This window comes from Pseudarthrobacter chlorophenolicus (assembly GCF_000962805.1).
Taxonomy (GTDB): Bacteria; Actinomycetota; Actinomycetes; order Actinomycetales; family Micrococcaceae; genus Arthrobacter; species Arthrobacter chlorophenolicus_A.
In genome coordinates this window covers 72,233-91,798 of sequence record NZ_JZTW01000016.1, presented here as the reverse complement: position 1 = coordinate 91,798, position 19,566 = coordinate 72,233, and the positions used below count along the sequence as shown (strand labels likewise).

The following is a 19,566-nucleotide window of genomic DNA, read 5'->3' as shown; positions in this document are numbered from 1 at the left end:
CAATCAGGGACGGCCACGCTTGGAAAGGGCTTTCCAGGGTGGGTGGCCCAGACGGCGGGGCGGAAGCGGCCAACCGCCGCCTCCGCGTGGCCGCTCAGGACTCGCATTCCTTGCAGTACTTCTTCCCGTCCTTTTCCCGCGCCAGCTGGCTGCGGTGGTGGACCAGGAAGCAGGACATGCACGTGAACTCGTCCGCCTGGACCGGGACAACCTGGACCTGCAGTTCCTCGTGGGACAGATCGGCCCCGGGGAGCTCAAAGCTGTCCGCCAGGTCAGTCTCGTCCACATCGGGAGCAGCCTCGCGGCGTCCCGGCTTGTCGCCCTTCAGCTCGTCGATGGCAACGTTCGGTTCGTCTTCCGGCGTCACCCGTGGAGCGTCGTAGTCAACTGCCATTAATGCGTTCTCCTCTCTGGCTGTTGAAATCCGGAATCGCCTGCACAGGTTCTTCCGACGGGATTCTTCCCGACTGATTCTTCTGGACAGATTCTTCCGAACACGGCAACAACGCCGGGCCGGGGCCACAATATTCCCGTACTGCCCTGGCAATTCCAGCACCGTTTCCGCGCGCTCAACAGGGTCAGAAGAACCTGCCGGATGCGTTCGGTCAGTCCTCCGGACCGGTGTTAACGCCTCGTGTCATCTTGCGGATTTCGTCGTGCTTCAGGCCACTGGCGGAGGCGAGTTGGTAATCGTCCAGCAGGCGCTGCTTCCGCGCTGCCGCCAGTACCTGCACACGGTGGCGTTCGACGGCGGCGCGCGCGGCTTCGACGGCGGACACCTCGTCCGCGATCCCGGCGATGGTGCGCAACTGGTCCTCGGCCGGCAGGCCCGAGGGATACAACCCGTCCCGGCCCAGCCCGATGCCGCGGACCGTGGTGACCGGCACGCCCGCAGCCTGCGCGATGGTGGTGACCTTCACGCCGTCGCAGACGGCCTGCGCCACGCGTTCGTTGAGCTCGGAGAACAGGGCCCGCAGCCGGCTGGAACGGAGGGAAATCATCCGCCGCTGCTGCTCCAGGAGGTCCCGGATCTCGCTAACCCGGGCGGCGGCAGGGTCCGGCTGCGGCGTTCCCCGGTACCGGTACGCGCCCCTCGGGGAGCCGCCGGAGTGCGTTGCCGCGGCAGCGGCCGTCGGGCGGAAGGCGTGGTGGGCGGGCACGGCCGGCTCCTTGCTGCCAAAAGGCTCCTGGGACGAAAGTTGGCGGAGGACCATCCCGGGCGGACGGCGGAAAGCCGGGCCGCCGTCGTACGCCATGACGCGGAGTGCGGGAAGGAGGATGTCCAGCCTGCCACGCTACGCGGCCCCGCCGCCGGGCGGGGAATACCTATTTGGCGTGATGCTATAGCGGATTCTTCTGGGTGCGGTGTCATAAGGGCCGCTTATCCGTCCACGCACTTTAGGTCTTATCCAAGCGGGACCTCCGTTCCCTACGCTCAAATGAACCACACTCATCCGCCCCGGACCCCTTGGAAGAGACCATGCCTGAATTCGTGCCAGCTTCACGCGTCACCCGAATCAAATCCTCACCCAGTGTGGCCGCAGCGGCCCGCGTGCGGGAGCTCAAGGCCGAGGGCCGGCGGATCCTGGACCTGACGGTGGGCGAGCCGGATTTCGACACCCCCCAGCACATCAAGGACGCCGCCATTGCCGCCATTGGCCGCGGCGAAACCAAGTACACGTCCGTCACCGGGACGCCCGAGCTCCAGCAGGCCATCCTGCAGACTCTTGAGCGCAAAACCGGCCAGCAGTACACGCCCGGTGAAATCACCATCGGGGGCGGCGGCAAACAGGTCATCTTCACCGCGTTCATGGCCACCCTCGATGCGGGCGATGAAGTGGTCATCCCGGCTCCCTACTGGGTGTCCTACCCGGACATGGTGCTCGCCAATGAGGGCACGCCCGTAATTGTTCCCTGTTCGGAGGAGACGGGCTTCAAACTGACCCCTGAGGTGCTGGCGGCCGCCCTGACGGACCGCACCAAGTGGGTCATCCTCAACACGCCGTCCAACCCCACCGGGGCTGTCTACTCCCGGGACGAACTTGCCGGCCTGGCCGGGGTCCTCAAGGAGCACCCCGCCGTCCATGTCCTCACCGACGAGATCTACGACGAAATCCACTTCGGTTCGGAACCGATCACCAGCCTCGTTGCCGTGGCGCCGGAACTCAAGGACCGCGTTCTGGTCACCAACGGCGTCTCCAAGGCCTACGCGATGACCGGCTGGCGGCTCGGCTACGCCGGCGGACCGGCGCCCCTGGTGGCCGCCATCAACAAGCTCCAGTCCCAGATGTCCTCCTGCCCGTCGTCCGTCAGCCAGGCGGCAGCGGCCGCGGCACTCACCGGCGACCAGTCCTTCGTCCGCGAAAGCGTGGCCGTGTACCGCGAACGGCGCGATGCCGCTGTTGCCGGACTGAACGCCGTCGAAGGCCTGAAATGCGCCACACCGGAAGGTGCCTTCTATGCCTACGTCAACTGCGGCGGGGTCATCGGCAAGACCACGCCGGACGGGAAGCTGATCGCCAACGACGAGGACTTCACCCTGTACCTGCTGGATGCCGCCTCCGTGGCCGTCATCCAGGGCTCGGCCTACGGCGTGGGCCCGTACTTCCGGATCTCCTACGCCACGGGCCTGCCCGTGATCGAGGAATCCATCGCTGCCATCGAAAAAGCGGTCCTGGCGCTCTCCTGAGCCCTGGGTCCCGCATCCACCCCCTGCAACACCTCCCTTCCAGCCCTTCCAGGAGCAACCGCATGATCCACGTCAAGACCAAGTTCGACAGGCCGTCCGAGGACGCCATCGAGCGCCTGTCCAAGTTCTCCTCTGCGACCGTCCACGAAGCCCAGGGCCGCAAGGGTGCGCTGAGCTCGAAGATCAAGCCGATCGACCGGAGCATGTCCTTCTGCGGCCCGGCCGTCACCGTGGTGTGTGCTCCGCGGGACAACCTCATGCTGCAGGTGGCCATCCACTATGCGCAGAAGGGTGACGTTGTCCTGGTCGCCGCCGGTGAGTTCGAGGAAGCCGGAACCTTCGGCGACGTGCTGGGCAACGCAATGAAGGCCAAGGGAGTGGCCGCCATGGTCACCGACTCCGGCGTCCGGGACACCAAGGACCTGATCGAGCTCGGCCTGCCCGTGTTCTCCGGCAGCGTCTGCATCAAGGGAACGGTCAAGGAAACCATCGGCCCCATCAACCACCCCCTGGTGTTCGGCGATGAAATCGTCTATCCCGGCGACGTCCTGCTGGGCGACGCCGACGGGGTGGTGGTGGTCCGCAAGGACGAGATCGAGGACGTCATCAAACTCTCACAGGCACGCGTGGACGCCGAAGACGAACTGATCCGCCTCTACAAGGCCGGCGGCACCACCATCGAACTGTGCAAGCTGACGGATGTCCTGAAGGCCAAGGGCCTGCTGGTGGAGGACGCCGAGCTCGAGCCGGCTCTGTAGCTCCAACACTCGATGCTTAAAGGACGAGGCCCGGGGTTCCTTTCGGAACTCCGGGCCTTCCCCGTGCCTGACTGGTTTCAACCGATGATGTGGCGGGTGTCAGTTCATGCCGGGCAGGAGGTGCGACGGCGGACCTGCCTGGGAATCGTCCAGGTACCACATGGTGGAGCCGCGCTTGCCGGGCGGCATCATGCTTCCTTCAAACACAAAGACGGGGTCCGACGCCGGCCCGTCCTCAGGGCGCCAGAAACCGTTCGTGGGGCAATGCGAGCCGGTGCCCGCCTTGAGCTGGATCCTTCGGTCCGAGGACTTCCGGTATTGCAGGCTGGTGATCTTTTTCATGGCTGGGCTCCAAGGAATCATTTGTGCCGGGTAAACGCCGTTGGCGAACCCTTGTGGCTTTTATCCTAGGACGCCGGTAATTCCATGGATAAGACTAATGGAGCATGACCTGATAAGGCCGCCTTATGGTGGTTATTCCGAGGCTGCAGTCTTTTCGGCGGAAATCGGCTGGTATTTGCTGCGGAGCATTTCCTGGAGCATTTCCTTCAGCACCAGCAGCACGGCGGACCCGGCTTCGGAGAGCGGCTCGTGGTCCGGCGTGCAGAGTGCGATCTTGCACTGGAGTGCGGGCTCCACGATCCGGAGTACCCGGAAGTCCTCCTCATGGAACAGGGCGTCCGCCGCTGACTTCGGCAGGATGGTTGCCCCAAGGTCGCTGCGCAGCAGCCGTGTGAGGGAGGGGACGGATTCCACCTCGCCCACCAGGCGCAGTTTGAGCCCCTTGCCCTCGATGCCCGCCTGCACCACCTGGCGCAGGGTGTGGATCTGCTCGGGAAGGAAGAGCCCCAGCGTGGAGGTCTCTTCCAGGGTGATGGTGTCCGCGTCCGGCCCCACGGGGAGCTCGCGGCCGGCGTTGACGATCAGGTAGAGGTCCTCAACGATCAGGGTGGTGAACTGAACGCCCCGGATGGGACCGGGCTCATAGATCAGGGCCATGTCCAGCCGGCCGTTCTTGATGGCCTCGCTCAGCACGCCGCCGTAGATCTCGGTCAGGTGCAGAACGATGTCCGGGTAGCGCCGGTTCACTTCGCTGATGATCCGCGGCGTCAGGCTGGACGCCATGCTGTAGGGGGCGATGGCGATGGAAACCCGGCCTGACGGCGCAGCGCCGGACGCTGCCACATCCAGCCTCGCCTGCTCCACCAGCCTCAGGATGGTCTGCGAGTGGCGGTAGAGGGTGTGGCCGGCGGCGGTGGGCTCCACGCCCTGCTTGCTTCGGATCAGGAGCCGCTGCTTCAGTTCGGTTTCCAGGGAGGAGACCTGCTGGCTCAGCGCCGGCTGGGCGACGTGGAGGGCGGCAGCGGCCTTGGTGATGCTGCCGGAATCGACGATTTTCACGAAGTACGCCAGCTTGCGGGTGTCCATAGCGTTCCTCTTTCCGGCGGGGACGGCACAGTGCTGCGGGGGTCATACGTTGGCGCTATGGCGGGACAGGCATTACGTCTTTGTGTGATCCCGGCCTCAGGCATAGGTTAATTGCAGATGACTTCCCAATGACCAGAACATTCTATCCTTGCTCCGGTCGTAGCGGCTTCCAATGACGGCATATGCGTTTTGCATAAATCGCAGCGGCGTCATTTGGCCGCATTGTTTTTACATTTCCGAAACAAGCCATAAGTACATTTCCAGGTGTCGGCCACAACGCCGCAAGCAGGGGGTCATAACCGTCCCCTATCCCGTGACACCGATTACGTCTTTGTGTGAGTCAAGTCTCCGGTGCCACACTTTTTTACATCCCCAAACATGCAGCAGAGGAAGGCCCGCAATGCCCACAGTTGATCTCGTAGCGGATCTTGGTGAAGGTTTTGGTGCCTACTCGATCGGCGACGACAAGGCCCTCCTGGACATCGTTTCCAGCGCCAACATCGCCTGCGGATTCCACGCCGGCGATCCGGACATCATGGACGCCACCGTTGCCGAATGCGTCCGCAAGGGAGTGGGCATCGGTGCCCACCCGAGCTTTCCGGACCTCCGCGGCTTCGGCCGCAGGGCCATGGACCTCACTGCGGACGAGGTCCGCAACGATGTGGTGTACCAGCTGGGCGCCCTGACGGCCTTTGCCGCCTACCATGGCGGATCCGTCTCCCATCTGGCACCGCACGGGCGCCTCGGCAACCTCGTAGCCACCCGCGCCGACTACGCCGAGGCCGTGGCCGACGCCGCCGTCCGGGTGGACCCCAACCTGATCGTGCTCGCCCAGGACGGCGAACTGGCCACCGCCGCAGCTGACCGCGGCCTGCCGGTTGCCATCGTGGGCATCGCCGACCGCGCCTACCAGGAGGACGGCACCGTGGTTCCCCGCAGCCAGCCCGGTGCCGTCATCCACGACCCCGCAATCATCGTCGAACGGACCGTCCGGATGGTCTGCGAAGGCCTGATCACCACGGCCTCCGGCAGGGACCTCGCCATCCAGGCAGACACCATCCTGCTGCACGGGGACAACCCCGGCGCCGTCGAACTCGCCCGCCTGATCCGCAGCGAACTGATCGCCGCCAGCGTCACCGTGGCGCCGCTGGCGCAGGTGCTCGCCGCGAAGCAGAAGGTTTCCTGACCATGCCCGCTACAACCATCGCCGCCCCCGCGGCACTGGAAATCCACGAGTCGGGTGACGCCGCCCTCCGGGTGGTGGCAACCTCCGGCAACGCGGAAGCCGACTGGGCTACCGTCCACTCCCTGGCGGGATGGCTGGCAACCGCCGGTGTTGACGGCGTCCACGGCGCCGTGCCCACCTACGACTCCGTACTGGTGGAATTCGATCCCTACGTGACCTCCGCGCGGCAGGTCCGGGCCTTCGTGCTCCTCGCCATGCGCCAGCTGGACTTCACCGGCGCCACCGTCCGCGAGCCCCGCCGCTTCGAAGTGCCGGTGGTGTACGGCGGCAGCTACGGTCCGGACCTGGACCGCGTGGCGGCACAGCAGGGCCTGGACGCTGCGGACGTCATCGCCCGGCACACCGAAAAGACCTACGTCATCCGCTGCCTGGGAGCGCCCGCCGGCTCTCCCATGATGGACGGGCCGGATTTCCCGTTCCCTGTCCCCAGGCTCAAGGACCCGCGGCTCTCCGTTCCCGCCGGTGCGGTCTCCGTGGCCGGACGCCAGGCAGTGATTGCCCCTGCCACGGCACCCGGTGGCTGGTGCGTCATCGGCCAGACGCCGCTGACCGTCCTCGATGCCACCCGCGAACCGCTGGTGCCCTACGTTCCGGGCGACGAACTGCGCTTTTACGCCATCCCGGAAAAGGACTTCGAAGACCTCGCCGGCAAGTTCCTGGAGGCGCGGCCATGACCGGCTCCCTCACCATCCTTCAGCCCGGACACTCCGTGGTCACCGACCTCGGCCGCACCAAGGGCCCCGCCTTTGGCCTGCCGGTCAACGGCGCCCTGGACCAGTTCTCGGCCAAGGCCGCCAACATCCTGGCCGGCAACACGGACAACGAACCGTTGCTGGAAATCACCGCACTGGACTTCCGGATGCGCGCCACCACGGACCTGCTGATCGCCGTCACCGGCGCACCGCTGGACCTCACCGTGGGCGGACGCGACTGCCCGCAGTGGGAGCCGGTCTCGGTCCGGGCCGGCGAAACGGTGGCGGTCCGCGGAATCCGTACCGGGCTCCGGGCCTACATCGCCGTCCACGGATCATTCACGGTGCCCACCCTGCTGGACAGCTGCGCCCCGGACACGGTGGTGGGCTTCGGCCTCAAGCTCCTTGAGGGAACCGAACTCGCCACCCAAAAGACCACCGCCCCCATCACCCAACCGCATTACGGACTGCCCCTTTTCCGGCTGGGCCTGACCAAACCTGACTTCTCCACCCACCCGGTCATCGACGTCACAGACGGTCCGGACGTGGCGGAGTTCGGCAACACCGCAGACCTGCTTTTCACCTCGCAGTACACCGTCAGCCCCAGGAGCAACCACATCGGCCTCCGGCTCGGCGGTGCACTGCCCGAGCGCCAGCTCACCTCCGAAGTGCTGTCCCGCGGCGTCCCGGTGGGGGCCATCGAGGTCCCGTCCCGGGAGGAACTGCTGGTCCTGCACCGGGGACGCGGCGTGACGGCAGGCTATCCGGTCCTGGCAGTGGTCACGAGCCGCTCCCTGGACGTCCTGGCGCAGGCCAGGCCCGGACACACCATCACTTTTCGAAAGACAACCGTTGCTGATGCAACGGCCACCCACAGGGCAGCCTGCCTGGAACTGGACAGGCTGCGGAGCACCATCCAAACGGTCTTCGGACTCCTCGGCATCGGAGCCGGCGAGCGCTGGCACGAACTCAGCCCAGCGTCAGGAAGCTGAATCCCGTGAATGCTTTTCCCAAACCCACAAAGGAAAACAAGATGTCAACATCAACGAATGCGGTAGCACCGCAGCATGACCGTCTGACTGCGAAGCAGACACGCAAGGTTGTCACCGCCGGATGCGTGGGCATCTTCGTGGAGCTCTACGACAACGGCATTTTTGCCTTCATGGCCGGAACCCTGGCCCTGGTCTTCCTGGCACCGGGCAACCCGGACAACGCCCTGCTGTTCGTCTTCGCCGGCTACGCAGTGTCCTTCTTCGTCCGTCCCCTCGGCGCAGTGGTCTGCGGCTACTTGGGCGACCGGATCGGCAGGCAGAAACTGCTGGTCTTCGTCATTATGCTGATCAGCATTGCCACCGCCGGCATCGGCCTGCTGCCGCCGTACGCGGCAATCGGGATCGCCGCGCCCATCCTGCTGGTCCTCCTCCGCCTGGTGCAGGGCTTCTCCGTGGGCGGCGAAGCTGCCGGCGCCATGACCTTCCTCGCCGAGCACGCCCCTGAAGGCAAGCGCGGCGTCATCACCTCCTACGCCCAGATCGCCTCCTTCGCAGCACTGCTGACCGGTACCCTGGTTGCCTACTCCATGTCCCCGTGGCTTACCCAGGCAGCGATCGACGGCGGCGGCTTCGGTTCATTCGCATGGCGTATCCCGTTCCTGGTTGCCATCCCCATGGGCATCATCGGCTGGTACATCCGCAAGGCCATCAGCGACACCCCGAACTTCGAGAAGCTGAAGGAAGAGGGCGGTCTGTCCAAGAACCCGCTCAAGGAAGCCCTGGCCAGCCCGGTCCACCGCCGCGCCATGCTCCTTGCCCTGTTCATCCCGCTGATGAACGGCTCCGGCTACTACGTCCTGTTCTCCTACATGCCCACGTTCCTCAAGGGCAAGCAGCTGAACTTCACCATCGGTGAGGCCCTGCTGGTCACCGCCTGCAGCCTGGTGGTCATCTGCATCGCCATCCCGTTCATGGGCGCCCTGTCCGACCGCCTGGGCCGCAAGAAGGTCATCGCCGGTTCGGCTATCGGCATGGCCGTCCTGGGCATCCCGTCCTACGCCCTGATCGCCACCGGCCAGATGGGCCTGGCCATTCTCGGTGCCAGCATCATGGCCGTCATCTTCGCCGGCCACACGGCAGTCATCCACATCCTGCTGGTGGAACTGTTCCCCACCCGCGTCCGCTACTCCGCCTACGGCGTGGGCTACAACATCTCCTCGGCACTCTTCGGCGGCACCGCCCCGCTGCTGATGACCTGGCTGATTGCGGAAACCAACAACATCTTCATGCCTGCCTTCTACGCCGTCATCACGGCACTGGGCACCCTCGCGGCGGTCAGCACCGTCAAGGACCGCGCCCACGAACCACTGCGCGACGCCTAACCACCTTGGCCCACAGGCTCCTGCGTCCGGCCCCGTTGCCGGGCGCAGGAGCACTCACATTCCCCACACCTGGAGAACCACATGTCTTTTTCTGACTACACCACCGCCCTCGTCACCGGAGCGTCCACCGGCATGGGCGCCGCCATCACCGAACGCCTCACCAAGCGCGGCCTCACCGTCCACGCGGTGGCCCGCAACGAAGAACGCCTCGCTGAACTCGCGGACCGGACGGGAGCAGTCCCGCACGTGGTGGACCTGACCGACACCGCCGCGCTCGCCGCCGTCGTCCGCGACCTGAACGTGGACGTCCTGGTCAACTGCGCCGGCGTCTCCCGCCCCGGCAACATCCTGGACTCCTCCGAAGAGGACATCGACGAGCTGGTGGACGTCAACCTCCGCGGGCTGCTGCAGCTGACCCGGCTGGTCCTGCCCGGCATGGTGGAGCGCGACCTGGGCCACATCGTCAACATCAGCTCGATCGCCGGCACCTACAACTTCTACGGCCACACGGTCTACCACGCCACCAAAGCCGCCGTGCACCAGATTTCCCGCCAGCTCCGCAACGACACCGTTGGCAAGCGCATCCGTGTCACCGAAATCTGCCCGGGCCGGGTGGAAACCGAGATCTTCGGACGCAACATGGGCGGCTCACCCGAGGCCATGGAAGAAGCCTGGAAGACGTACTACGAGGGCTACGAGTCGCTGACAACTGACGACATTGTGAATGCGCTTGATTACGCCATCGAAACCCCGCGCCACGTGAATGTTGGCATGCTTGAACTCATGCCCACGTTCCAGGTTCCCGGCGGACTCACCTTTGACCGCCGCGAGGACTGACGAACAGCCACTCCGCACTGCCCGGGACCCGGGCAGCCGATACCCAGACCGCCAACCCGATAGGCCGCACCGATGCAGTTGATACGTACCGTCAGTTTCCCCGAACCCCAGCTCCTGGCTGACCTTTCGCCGCTTCCCGAAGGACTCAGGGGCGTGGTGTGGGACATGCAGGGCGAACCCGACGCGGCCCACGGCAGCATCGACGGTGTCATCCTGCCGTACATCAACGCGGGGGCCGTCCTGGGGAACCTGGACAAGGTGCAGGACCTGAAGTTCGTGCAGACGCAGTCAACAGGGTTCGACGGCGTCCGCGAGGCAGCCGGGCCGGGCGCCGCAGTGGCAAACGCCTCGGGCGTGCACGCCGCTGCCACCGCCGAGCTGGCAGTGGGGCTTATCCTGGCGAAGCTGCGGGGCATCGACCAGGCCGTCCGCGACCAGGCGACCGAAAACTGGGCACCGCAGCGCCGCCAGTCCCTGGCGGACCGCCGCATCCTGCTGCTGGGCATCGGCGGCATCGGCCAGGAACTGGCCCGCCGGCTGGAACCCTTCGAGGTCACCGTCACGCGCGTCGGCAGCACGGCCCGCACGGATGAGCATGGCCAGGTCCACTCCTCCACGGACTTGGAAACGCTCGCCCGGGACCACGACATCCTGGTCTCGGTCCTTCCGCTGAACGATCACACCCACCACCTGGTCAACGCCAAGGTCCTCGCCGCGCTGCCCGACGGCGCCCTGGTGGTTAATGTGGGCCGCGGCCCCGTCATCGACACCGACGCGCTCACTGCCGAGGTTGTTGCAGGCCGGCTGCAGTGCGCCCTGGACGTGGTGGACCCCGAGCCGCTGCCCAAGGGCCACCCCCTGTGGTCCACGGACAACGCCCTGATCACCCCGCACGTTGGCGGCAACGCGTCCGCGTTCGAGCCCCGGATCCTCAAACTCCTGAAGCGCCAGCTCGAAGCACTCGCCGCAGGCGAGACCCCGGCGAACCTGGTCCAGCAGGGCCCGTTCCAGCAGGCCTCTTCCCAGCAGGGGCTGCCCGCATGAGCGCGCTCTTCGACCTGACAGGCCGCGTTGCTCTGGTCACCGGCTCCAGCCGGGGGATCGGCTCATCGCTGGCCCGCGCACTGGCCGACGCCGGAGCAACGGTGGTGCTCAACGGCGTCAACGCCGAGAGGCTCAAGGAAGCTGAAACGGCTCTCGCGGCCGACTTCCCGCCCGGACGCATCACCAGCATCGCCTTCGACGTCACCGACGGCGACGCGGCCGCCCGCAGCATCACCTGGATCGAGGAGAACGTGGGCCCGCTGGACATCCTGGTCAATAACGCCGGAATCCAGCACCGCGTCCCCATGCTGGACCTGGACGTGGCCGACTGGGAGCGGGTCATCTCCACGGACCTCACCAGCGCCTTTTTGGTGGGCCGGGAAGCTGCGCGGCACATGATTCCCCGCGGCCGGGGCAAGATCGTCAACATCTGCTCGGTGCAGACGGACCTTGCCCGCCCCACCATCGCGCCGTACGTCGCCGCGAAGGGCGGGCTGCGGAACCTGACCCGCGCCATGACAGCCGAGTGGGCGGCCTCCGGGCTGCAGATCAACGGCATCGCGCCCGGCTACATCCACACGGAAATGACCCAGAACCTGGTGGACGACGAGCAGTTCAACTCCTGGATCCTGGGCCGCACCCCGGCGCACCGCTGGGGCACCCCGCAGGACCTCGCCGGGCCGGTGGTCTGGCTCGCCTCCAGCGGATCCGACTTCGTGAACGGCCAAACAATCTTCATCGACGGTGGAATGACGGTGGTGGTCTGATGCCCGCAAACACACTGGCTGAAAAGCTGCCCGCCTCCGGCCCTGCCCTGGTGGCCCACGCCGCGGGGGACCTCCGCATCGACGACGTGCCGCTGGCCGATCCGGCCGAAGACCAGGCCGTGGTGGAGGTGCTGTACGGCGGCATCTGCGGCTCGGACCTGCATTACTGGCTGCACGGCGCGGCGGGGGAGTCCATCCTGAAGGACCCGCTGGTCCTGGGTCACGAGATCTCCGGCGTGGTGGTCCGCGCCGCGGCCAACGGTGCGGGGCCTCAGGTAGGAACCGCCGTCGCCGTCCACCCGGCCACCCCCGGACCCGGTGCTGCGAAATACCCCGCGGACCGGCCCAACCTGTCGCCCGGCTGCACTTACCTGGGCAGCGCCGCCCGCCACCCGCACACCGACGGCGCGTTCAGCCGCTACGTCAACCTTCCGGTGCGGATGCTGCGAACCCTGCCGGAGGGTATCAACCTGCGCACGGCAGCCCTGATCGAGCCCGCCTCTGTTGCCTGGCACGCTGTGTCCCGGGCCGGCGACGTCCGGGGCAAGACCGCGCTGGTGATCGGTTCCGGACCCATCGGCGCGCTGGCCGTCGCGGTGCTCAAGCGTGCCGGCGCCGCGCACATCACCGCCGTGGACCTGCACGCCAAGCCGCTGGAGATCGCCACCGCCGCCGGGGCAGACCACGTCATCAACGCCGCGGACACGGCAGCCATCGAGGCCGTCGAGGCGGACGTGGTGATCGAATCATCCGGCAACCACCACGGCCTCGCCTCGGCTATCCGCGGCGCCGTCCGCGGCGGCACAGTGGTGATGGTGGGGCTGCTGCCCACCGGTCTGCAGCCGCTTCCCATCTCGCTGGCCATCACCCGCGAACTGGACCTCAGGGGTTCGTTCCGCTTCAACGACGAAATCGACGAGGTTATCGCCGCACTCGCCGACGGGAGCCTGCACATCGACCCCGTCATCACGCACGAGTTCCCGCTGTCCGATGCCTTGCACGCGTTCGAGGTGGCCAAGGACTCCACCAGCTCCGGCAAGGTCCTGCTCAGCTTCAGCGGCGGCGGGTCCGCGCAGGCGGAAGGCGGACAATGACCGCGCCGGTTCCGCCGCTGGTGGTGATGGGCGTTTCCGGCTGCGGCAAGTCGACAGTGGGTGCCCTGCTGGCCGGCCGCCTCGGCGTTCCGTTCCTGGACGGCGACGATTTCCACCCCGCTGCCAACAAGGAAAAGATGGCCGCGGGAATCCCGCTCACCGATAGCGACAGGGAGCCCTGGCTCGCCCGGATCGGCCAGTTGCTGGCAGGGCAGGATCCGGCTGGTCACGAACCGGCAGTGCGGGATGCTGCCGGGAAGGATTCGGCCACGCTTGGCTTCCAGGGTGCCGCCGGAAGCGCGCCGGGAAGCGAAGCAGGAAACTACGACGCCGGCACACCGGTTGCGCCCGTCGTCGCCTGTTCCGCGCTCAAGCGCAGCTACCGGGACCTTCTGCGCGCTGCCGCACCGGACGTGGTGTTCGTGCACCTCGCCGGCAGCGCGGCAACCATCGCTGCGCGCATGGACGCACGGGCCCATGAGTTCATGCCCCGCACCTTGCTCGAGTCCCAGCTGGCAACTCTTGAAGCCCTGGAACCGGATGAGGCACACGTCCTTGGCGATATTGCCATGGACCCGGGCGCTCTCGCGGATGCGGTGGTGCTCGAACTGCGATCACGGACGGCCGCCACCGCGGCATAACCGGCCGGCTCTGGTGCAACTGTTCCTCGCGTAGGTAGACTGGTCTACCTACCCGAGGAGCGACGCCATGCCTGCCGATGCATCAGCCCCGCCCGCCGCAGCCACTTCCGCTACTTCCGCAGCACCGCCGTCCGCCCGGCCACCGGCCCGCCAGCTGCTGCTTGAGGCCGCCGCCCGGCTGTTCTATGCCCAGGGCGTGGGTGCCACGGGGATCGACACCATCACCGCCGCGGCCGGCGTCGCTAAGAAAAGCCTCTACAACAACTTCGCGTCCAAAGCCGATCTGGTGGCCGCCTACCTCGAGGCGCGCCACGAGGAGTGGCTGGGCCTGTACCGCGCCCGCGTTGAAGTTGCCACCACCCCTAGCGAACGGGTTCTGGCCGTTTTCGACGCCTACCTGGACCACGCCAACTTCGCCTACGAGCACGGCTTCCGCGGCTGCGGCCTGCTGAATGCGGCGGCCGAACTGCCCGTTGGCCATCCCGGGCGGCTGGCGGTGCGGCAGCACAAAGAAGAGGTCGAACACCTGCTGGCTACGCATTTAGCTGCCCATCTGGCAGGTCGTCCTGGGCCCGGCGCCTCACCGGAGCAGGCCGAACAGGCTGCCGGGTTTGCGATGCACCTTGCCTTCCTTCTCGAAGGCGCCATGGCCAGGGCGGGACTGGAGGGCGACGACGCCCACCTCCGGGACGCCAAACGCATGGCCCAACGGATGCTGGCAGGACTGTGACAGGCAGCCCCGGCGCAGTCAGCCCCGCACCTGGCGTCAGCGGGCAAACCGGGCAGGGCAACGCGCCGCTCTGGGGTGCCCTGTTCGTCGTCGCGGCTTCTGTTCTGTGGGGCACCACCGGGACCGCCGCTACCCTCGCACCCGGAGTAAGCCCGCTGGCCATCGGAGCCGTGGCCATGGGAGTGGGCGGCCTGCTCCAGGCCCTGCTCGCGGCCCGGGCCATCAGGCGCCAGCGGTCCGGCATCCGGCGGCGGTGGCGGCTCGTGGCAGTTGGAGCGGTGGCCGTGGCCGTCTACCCCCTGGCGTTCTACAGTTCCATGTACCTCTCCGGAGTGGCCGTGGGAACTGTGGTTTCGATCGGATCGGCGCCCGTGGCGGCAGCCCTGATCGAACGGTTCACCGACTACAAGCCGCTGACCGGCCGCTGGATCACCGGTGCATTCCTTGGCGTGGGCGGAGCGGCCCTGCTTTCGTTCGCAGGCCACAGTCCGGGGACCTCCGCCGGTACGGACGCCGCCGGGGCCTGGGGTTCCACGGCCGGAATCCTCCTCGGGCTGCTGGCCGGCGGCACGTATGCCCTCTACTCATGGGCCGCGCACCGGCTCATCGGCGGCGGCGTCCCGTCCAGGGCGGCGATGGGCAGTATCTTCGGGCTGGGCGGGTTGCTGCTGATGCCCGTCCTGGCCGCCACGGGCGCGCCTCTGCTCGACTCCTGGACCAACTTCTCGGTGGCCGCGTACATGGCGGTGGTCCCGATGTTCGCCGGCTACATCCTGTTCGGTTGGGGCCTGGCGCGGGTCCGGGCCAGCACGGCCACCAGCATCTCGCTGCTGGAAACGGTAGTGGCAGCGGCCCTGGCCGTCCTGGTAGTGGGGGAGCGCCTCCCGGCACTGGGCTGGCTTGGCGCCGCCGTCGTCCTGGGCAGCCTGTTCATCCTGACGCCGCGGACCCGGCGCGCCACCCAATTGGTGCCGGAGCCGGCCGCCCCGGGGGAAAGCACCCAGGCACTGCCGGGGCCGGTCGCCCCAGGGGACACCACCCAGTCGGCGCCGGGGGCCGCATGGACTCAGCCGGCAAACGCCGCCCGCGGGAATGCCAGCCGGTAGCCCGGCCACGACGATGTCAGCTGGTGGCCTTGCCACGCTGGTGGCCGCGCCCCATGGCGGGCCGGTTCAGCAGGAGGCAGCCACCCAATATCAGCAGCAGAAGGCCCACCACCACGGCGGCAAGCTCCCGGCCGCCAATGCCCGCGGCGATGATGGCGAACGCGAGCAGGCTCACCAGGGATCCGGGCAGGAGGCCCGGCGGGAGGCGGCGTGATGGGTAGCCGGAGAGCAGCTCCATGGCCAGGTGGGGATCATCGGCAATCAGTCCGAGTTCCAGCTCCTTGAGCAGCCTCCGCTCCTCTTCGGACATTGGCATCGGATGCCCCTGGATTCCATGAGACGCGGGTATCGCTTATGACGCTAAGAGCGTTCCCGCGCCGAGTCAAGGGCTCGCACCACTATCCCCGGCGTACCCGCTTCCGGGGGCGTCCTGCAGGCGCCCGCGCCCCGAAACCCCGGAAACGCGGGTGGTTACCTAGGTTCCACGCAGCGTACGACGGCGGGACCGCGGCTATGGCGGTCCGCGCACCCGGGGCGCTGCGTCGAAAAGCCGCCTACCGCCGTCGTAATTCCGCGAACTCGATGGACGGAACGATGGCTCCTGCGTCCCGCTCCACGAAGTTGGTGCCCGGCGGCACAAGGTCATCGATGGCATCCAGGACCGGCTCGCTCAGCCGGACATCCGCCGCCCGCAGGTACGCCTGAAGGTGTTCCTCGTTGCGGGGCCCGATGATGACGCTGCTGATGGCCGGGTGGGTCAGGGCGAACCCGATGGAAAGGTCCACCAGGGAAAGTTCCAGCTTGTCCGCCAGCCGGGCCAGCGCATCCGCGGCGAGGAGCTTGCGCTCGCTGGCCGGCCCCGAAATGTCGTACCGGCCCGGGAGCGAGTGCACCCGGGTGGGAGCCTTGCCGGCCTCGAAGGTGAAGCTTCCGGAGAGCCAGCCGCCCGCTAGCGGACCGTAGGCCAGGACCCCGAGCCCGTACTGCTGCGCGATGGGCAGGACATCGCGTTCATTCCCGCGGACCAGCATGGAATACGGCACTTGGTTGCCTAACGGAGGGATGAGGTGGTTGGTGTTGGCCAGCCACTGGGCCTCCACCAGCTGCGCCGGAGTGAAGACCGACGTGCCGTAATAGAGGATCTTGCCCTGCCGGATCAGGTCATTGAGCGTGGTGATCGTTTCGAGCACATCAGTGTTGTAGTCCGGCCGGTGCGCCTGGTAAAGGTCGATCCGGTCCGTCTGCAGGCGGCGGAGGCTGCCCTCCACTGCCTGGGTGATCCAGCGGCGGGAGTTGCCGGAATGGGCCGGGTTGGCGCTCATTTGGCCATGGAACTTTGTGGCCAGGAAAACGTCGTCGCGCCGGCCGCGCAGGGCCCGCCCCACCACCTGCTCGGATTCGCCCTGGGAGTAGACGTCCGCTGTGTCGATGGCGGTGATGCCCGAGTCGAGGGCGGCGTGGATGATGCGGATACTTTCCTCCGCGCCTGTAGGGGCGCCGTGAGGTCCGCCGGAGCCCTCGCCAAAGTTCATGGTGCCAAGGGTGAGTTGGCTGATTGGGGTGCCCGAACGTCCGAACACCCTCAGTTCGCTGAGGCTCATCCCCGGTTCCCTCCTGTTGGCTGCGTGCCAGTTGCGTATATGCCTGTTGCCGTCTGTTGCTGTCTGCCTGTTGCCGGCGCGTCGTGTGATGGATACGTGCCGCCGGTCGTCACGAGGCTACACAGATTCACTTCCACCCGGCGGAATCCCGCCTTGTTGCTTCTCTTTTCGACGCGGGAAGTAACGCACGGCAGCGGGCGTGACGTTTTGTGGCGGGCAGGCCCGCTTCGGACGGCAGTTTCGTCCCGCGGCGGCACTGCAATAATCTGAACCCACGGTTGTGCGCGGGGGTGCAAACGCCCGGTGCAACATGCAGCACGTAAGTTCAGGCCCATCACACCAGACGGAGCGGACACGCATGACGGCATCAGACCAGCAGCACGTATTACGACGGAATGCGCCCGCGGAACTACCGGCCGTGGATGCACACCTGCTGCAGCAGCTCGCGGACGCCCATGGGGTGGGCACTTCCTTCCAGGGCTGGGACGGGCTGCCGCAAACTGTATCCCTGGAGACCCTGACGAAGGTCCTGGGCGCGTTGGGCGTGCCGGCCCACACCGATGAACAGATCCTGGCGGGGCTGGCCGAAGCGGAACTGGCCCCCTGGCGCAAAATGCTGCCTCCCGCCGTCGTAATCCAACAGGGTGAGCCGGCCCAGGTACCGGTCCACATCCCCGACGGCGCCCCCGTTAGCCTCCGCATCAGCCTTGAGGGCGGAGCCGGGAGCGTGGACGCGGCCCAGCAGGACGTGTGGGTACAGCCGCGGGACGTGGACGGCGTCGCCACGGGCCGGGCCACCTTTGCCCTGCCGCAGGACCTGCCGCTCGGCTGGCACACGCTGCACGCGGAGGCCGGGAGTGTCACCGCCACAGCAACCCTGGTGGTGACGCCGGCCCGGCTGGATACCGCCCGGGACCTTGAACAGCGGCGCGGATGGGGGCTCGCCACGCAGCTGTACTCCGTGCGTTCGAAGCGTTCGTGGGGGATCGGAGATTTTGCCGACCTGGCGGACCTCGCCGCGCTCAGTGGGGCCCGCGGGGCCGATTACGTGCTGGTCAACCCGCTGCACGCCGCTGAACCGGTTCCGCCGGTGCAGCCCTCACCGTACTCGCCGTCCACCCGGCGGTTCTTCAACCCGATCTATATCCGGATCGAGGCGGTTCCGGAGCTTGCCTACCTGCGGCCTCGGAAGCGAGCTGCACTGGAGAAGCTGCGCGAGGAGGTGGCGGGCCTTAACAAGGACGCCGAACGGCTGGACCGGGACGCCGTCTACGCCGCGAAACTGCAGGCCCTGGAGCTGCTGTACCACGCGCGCCGGTCCCCCTCCCGGCAGGCGGCCTTCGATGAGTTCTGCCGCATTTCCGGCAGCGGCCTGGACGACTTCGCCCTCTGGTCGGCCATCCGCGAGGACGCAGCGCCGGACGATCCCATGTGGACTGACCCGGCGTTCTCGCTGGATTCGCAGGAGGCGCAGGCGCTGCGGGCAAGGCTCGAGGACCGGATCGGCTTCCACCGGTGGCTGCAGTGGATCTGCGACGAGCAGCTGGAGAACGCGCAGCAGGCGGCGCTGCGTTCCGGGATGCGGCTGGGCGTGGTCCACGACCTCGCTGTCGGCGTAGACCACAGCAGCGCGGACGCCTGGACGCTGAAGGGCGTGCTCACTCCCGCCACCAGCGTGGGTGCGCCGCCGGACATGTACAACCAGCAGGGCCAGGACTGGGGCCAGCCGCCGTGGCATCCTTCGCGGCTGGCCGAGGCGGGCTACCAGCCGTTCCGGAACATGCTGGCCACCGTGCTGCGGCACGCCGGCGGCATCCGGGTGGACCACATCCTGGGACTGTTCCGGCTGTGGTGGATCCCCAGCGGCAACGCCCCCGGCGACGGCGCGTACGTGAAGTACGACCATGAGGCACTGATCGGCATCCTGGCCCTGGAAGCGCACCGGGCGGGGGCCGTGGTGATCGGCGAGGACCTGGGCACTTTCGAACCGTGGGTGCGGGACTACCTTGCAGCACGCGGCATTTTGGGCACGTCCATTCTTTGGTTCGAGTACGACGGCGATTCCCCCCTTGCGCCCGAAAAGTACCGTACGCAGGCGCTTTCCAGCGTCAACACCCACGATCTTCCGCCCACCGCCGGTTACCTCGCCGGGGACCACGTGGCGCTGCGGAGCCACCTGGGTCTGCTGGAACGGTCCGAAGCCGAAGAGCGTGCCCAGCACAACGCGTCCCTGGAAAAGATGTTCGCGCTGCTCCGCGAACGCGGCTACCTGCCCGGAACCGGCACCGGCGGTGACGCGGAGGAGCAGACCATTGAGGTCCTGCACCTCTTGCTGAGCCAGACGCCGTCCGTGCTGCTGGGCGTGGCGCTGGTGGATGCGGTGGGGGAGCGGCGGGTGCAGAACCAGCCCGGAACCACGGAGGAGCTTTACCCCAACTGGCAGGTGCCGCTGGCCGGCCCGGACGGCAAGCCGGTGTTCCTTGATGACCTCCCCGCAAACGCGCGGTTCAACTCGCTGCTCGCGGCGGTGGAGGAGGCCCTGCACGGCTAGTCAATGGT

General features: G+C 67.2%; 20 protein-coding genes. 14 read left to right on the top strand and 6 right to left on the bottom strand.

The genetic code is table 11. The features are described 5' to 3' along the window. Positions 1-94: 94 nt before the first annotated feature. Both UC32_RS15710 and UC32_RS15705 read right to left on the bottom strand, forming a co-directional pair. Positions 95-394 (bottom strand): DUF4193 domain-containing protein, encoded by a 300-nt coding sequence (locus UC32_RS15710; protein WP_045732125.1) that lies wholly within the window; start codon positions 392-394, stop codon positions 95-97. 211 nt (positions 395-605) lie between these two features. After that, positions 606-1,160: a hypothetical protein gene (locus tag UC32_RS15705; RefSeq protein ID WP_045732154.1), complete on the bottom strand. Its 555-nt coding sequence runs from the start codon at positions 1,158-1,160 to the stop codon at positions 606-608. A 320-nt stretch (positions 1,161-1,480) separates the two neighbouring features. Here UC32_RS15705 and UC32_RS15700 point away from each other — a divergent pair, with 320 nt between their 5' ends. Together UC32_RS15700 and UC32_RS15695 are read left to right on the top strand one after the other, a co-directional pair. Beyond that, positions 1,481-2,689, top strand: a complete 1,209-nt coding sequence (locus UC32_RS15700; RefSeq protein WP_045732124.1) for an aspartate transaminase — start codon at positions 1,481-1,483, stop codon at positions 2,687-2,689. Between the two features lie 62 nt (positions 2,690-2,751). Continuing rightward, complete coding sequence (locus UC32_RS15695) at positions 2,752-3,447, top strand: 4-carboxy-4-hydroxy-2-oxoadipate aldolase/oxaloacetate decarboxylase (protein ID WP_045732123.1); 696 nt, start codon at positions 2,752-2,754, stop codon at positions 3,445-3,447. 99 nt (positions 3,448-3,546) lie between these two features. Here UC32_RS15695 and UC32_RS15690 read toward each other — a convergent pair whose 3' ends face one another. Continuing rightward, positions 3,547-3,789, bottom strand: a complete 243-nt coding sequence (locus UC32_RS15690) for a hypothetical protein (RefSeq protein ID WP_045732122.1) — start codon at positions 3,787-3,789, stop codon at positions 3,547-3,549. Between the two features lie 132 nt (positions 3,790-3,921). Beyond that, a complete protein-coding gene (locus tag UC32_RS15685) occupies positions 3,922-4,875 on the bottom strand; it encodes a LysR substrate-binding domain-containing protein (RefSeq protein ID WP_045732121.1) in 954 nt (317 codons plus the stop codon). 400 nt (positions 4,876-5,275) lie between these two features. On the opposite strand from UC32_RS15685, the gene UC32_RS15680 reads away from it, so the two are divergent. The 11 genes from UC32_RS15680 (at position 5,276) to UC32_RS15630 (ending at position 15,406) form a co-directional block, all read left to right on the top strand. Continuing rightward, entirely contained in the window at positions 5,276-6,061 is a 786-nt protein-coding gene (locus UC32_RS15680) for a LamB/YcsF family protein (RefSeq protein WP_045732120.1), read from the top strand. Between the two features lie 2 nt (positions 6,062-6,063). Continuing rightward, a complete protein-coding gene (locus UC32_RS15675; protein WP_045732119.1) occupies positions 6,064-6,795 on the top strand; it encodes a 5-oxoprolinase subunit B family protein in 732 nt (243 codons plus the stop codon). Continuing rightward, positions 6,792-7,805, top strand: a complete 1,014-nt coding sequence (locus tag UC32_RS15670) for a 5-oxoprolinase subunit C family protein (protein WP_045732118.1) — start codon at positions 6,792-6,794, stop codon at positions 7,803-7,805. The genes UC32_RS15675 and UC32_RS15670 overlap by 4 nt, the downstream gene beginning before the upstream one ends. A 41-nt stretch (positions 7,806-7,846) precedes the next feature. Then, complete coding sequence (locus tag UC32_RS15665; protein WP_045732153.1) at positions 7,847-9,187, top strand: MFS transporter; 1,341 nt, start codon at positions 7,847-7,849, stop codon at positions 9,185-9,187. A gap of 81 nt (positions 9,188-9,268) precedes the next feature. Continuing rightward, positions 9,269-10,024: an SDR family oxidoreductase gene (locus tag UC32_RS15660; RefSeq protein ID WP_045732117.1), complete on the top strand. Its 756-nt coding sequence runs from the start codon at positions 9,269-9,271 to the stop codon at positions 10,022-10,024. A gap of 72 nt (positions 10,025-10,096) precedes the next feature. Next, positions 10,097-11,068 carry a 2-hydroxyacid dehydrogenase gene (locus tag UC32_RS15655; RefSeq protein WP_045732116.1) on the top strand — a complete coding sequence of 324 codons (972 nt, stop codon included), beginning with the start codon at positions 10,097-10,099 and terminating at the stop codon, positions 11,066-11,068. Next, on the top strand, positions 11,065-11,835 hold the full coding sequence (locus UC32_RS15650) for an SDR family oxidoreductase (RefSeq protein WP_045732115.1): 771 nt from the start codon (positions 11,065-11,067) through the stop codon (positions 11,833-11,835). Before UC32_RS15655 ends, UC32_RS15650 begins: the two co-directional genes overlap by 4 nt. Continuing rightward, a complete protein-coding gene (locus UC32_RS15645; protein WP_045732114.1) occupies positions 11,835-12,929 on the top strand; it encodes an L-idonate 5-dehydrogenase in 1,095 nt (364 codons plus the stop codon). Before UC32_RS15650 ends, UC32_RS15645 begins: the two co-directional genes overlap by 1 nt. Next, positions 12,926-13,570: a gluconokinase gene (locus tag UC32_RS15640; RefSeq protein ID WP_045732113.1), complete on the top strand. Its 645-nt coding sequence runs from the start codon at positions 12,926-12,928 to the stop codon at positions 13,568-13,570. Before UC32_RS15645 ends, UC32_RS15640 begins: the two co-directional genes overlap by 4 nt. A 67-nt stretch (positions 13,571-13,637) precedes the next feature. Then, complete coding sequence (locus tag UC32_RS15635) at positions 13,638-14,300, top strand: TetR/AcrR family transcriptional regulator (RefSeq protein ID WP_082072174.1); 663 nt, start codon at positions 13,638-13,640, stop codon at positions 14,298-14,300. Further along, positions 14,297-15,406 (top strand): DMT family transporter, encoded by a 1,110-nt coding sequence (locus tag UC32_RS15630; protein WP_082072172.1) that lies wholly within the window; start codon positions 14,297-14,299, stop codon positions 15,404-15,406. The genes UC32_RS15635 and UC32_RS15630 overlap by 4 nt, the downstream gene beginning before the upstream one ends. Positions 15,407-15,422: 16 nt before the next feature. On the opposite strand, the gene UC32_RS15625 is transcribed toward UC32_RS15630, so the two are convergent. Together UC32_RS15625 and UC32_RS15620 are read right to left on the bottom strand one after the other, a co-directional pair. After that, entirely contained in the window at positions 15,423-15,722 is a 300-nt protein-coding gene (locus UC32_RS15625; RefSeq protein ID WP_045732112.1) for a DUF3040 domain-containing protein, read from the bottom strand. Between the two features lie 238 nt (positions 15,723-15,960). Beyond that, entirely contained in the window at positions 15,961-17,007 is a 1,047-nt protein-coding gene (locus tag UC32_RS15620) for an aldo/keto reductase (RefSeq protein ID WP_045732111.1), read from the bottom strand. 358 nt (positions 17,008-17,365) lie between these two features. Between UC32_RS15620 and malQ the strand changes: the two genes are divergently transcribed. Beyond that, positions 17,366-19,558, top strand: a complete 2,193-nt coding sequence (gene malQ / locus UC32_RS15615) for a 4-alpha-glucanotransferase (RefSeq protein ID WP_045732110.1) — start codon at positions 17,366-17,368, stop codon at positions 19,556-19,558. The last annotated feature ends 8 nt before the right edge of the window (positions 19,559-19,566 follow it).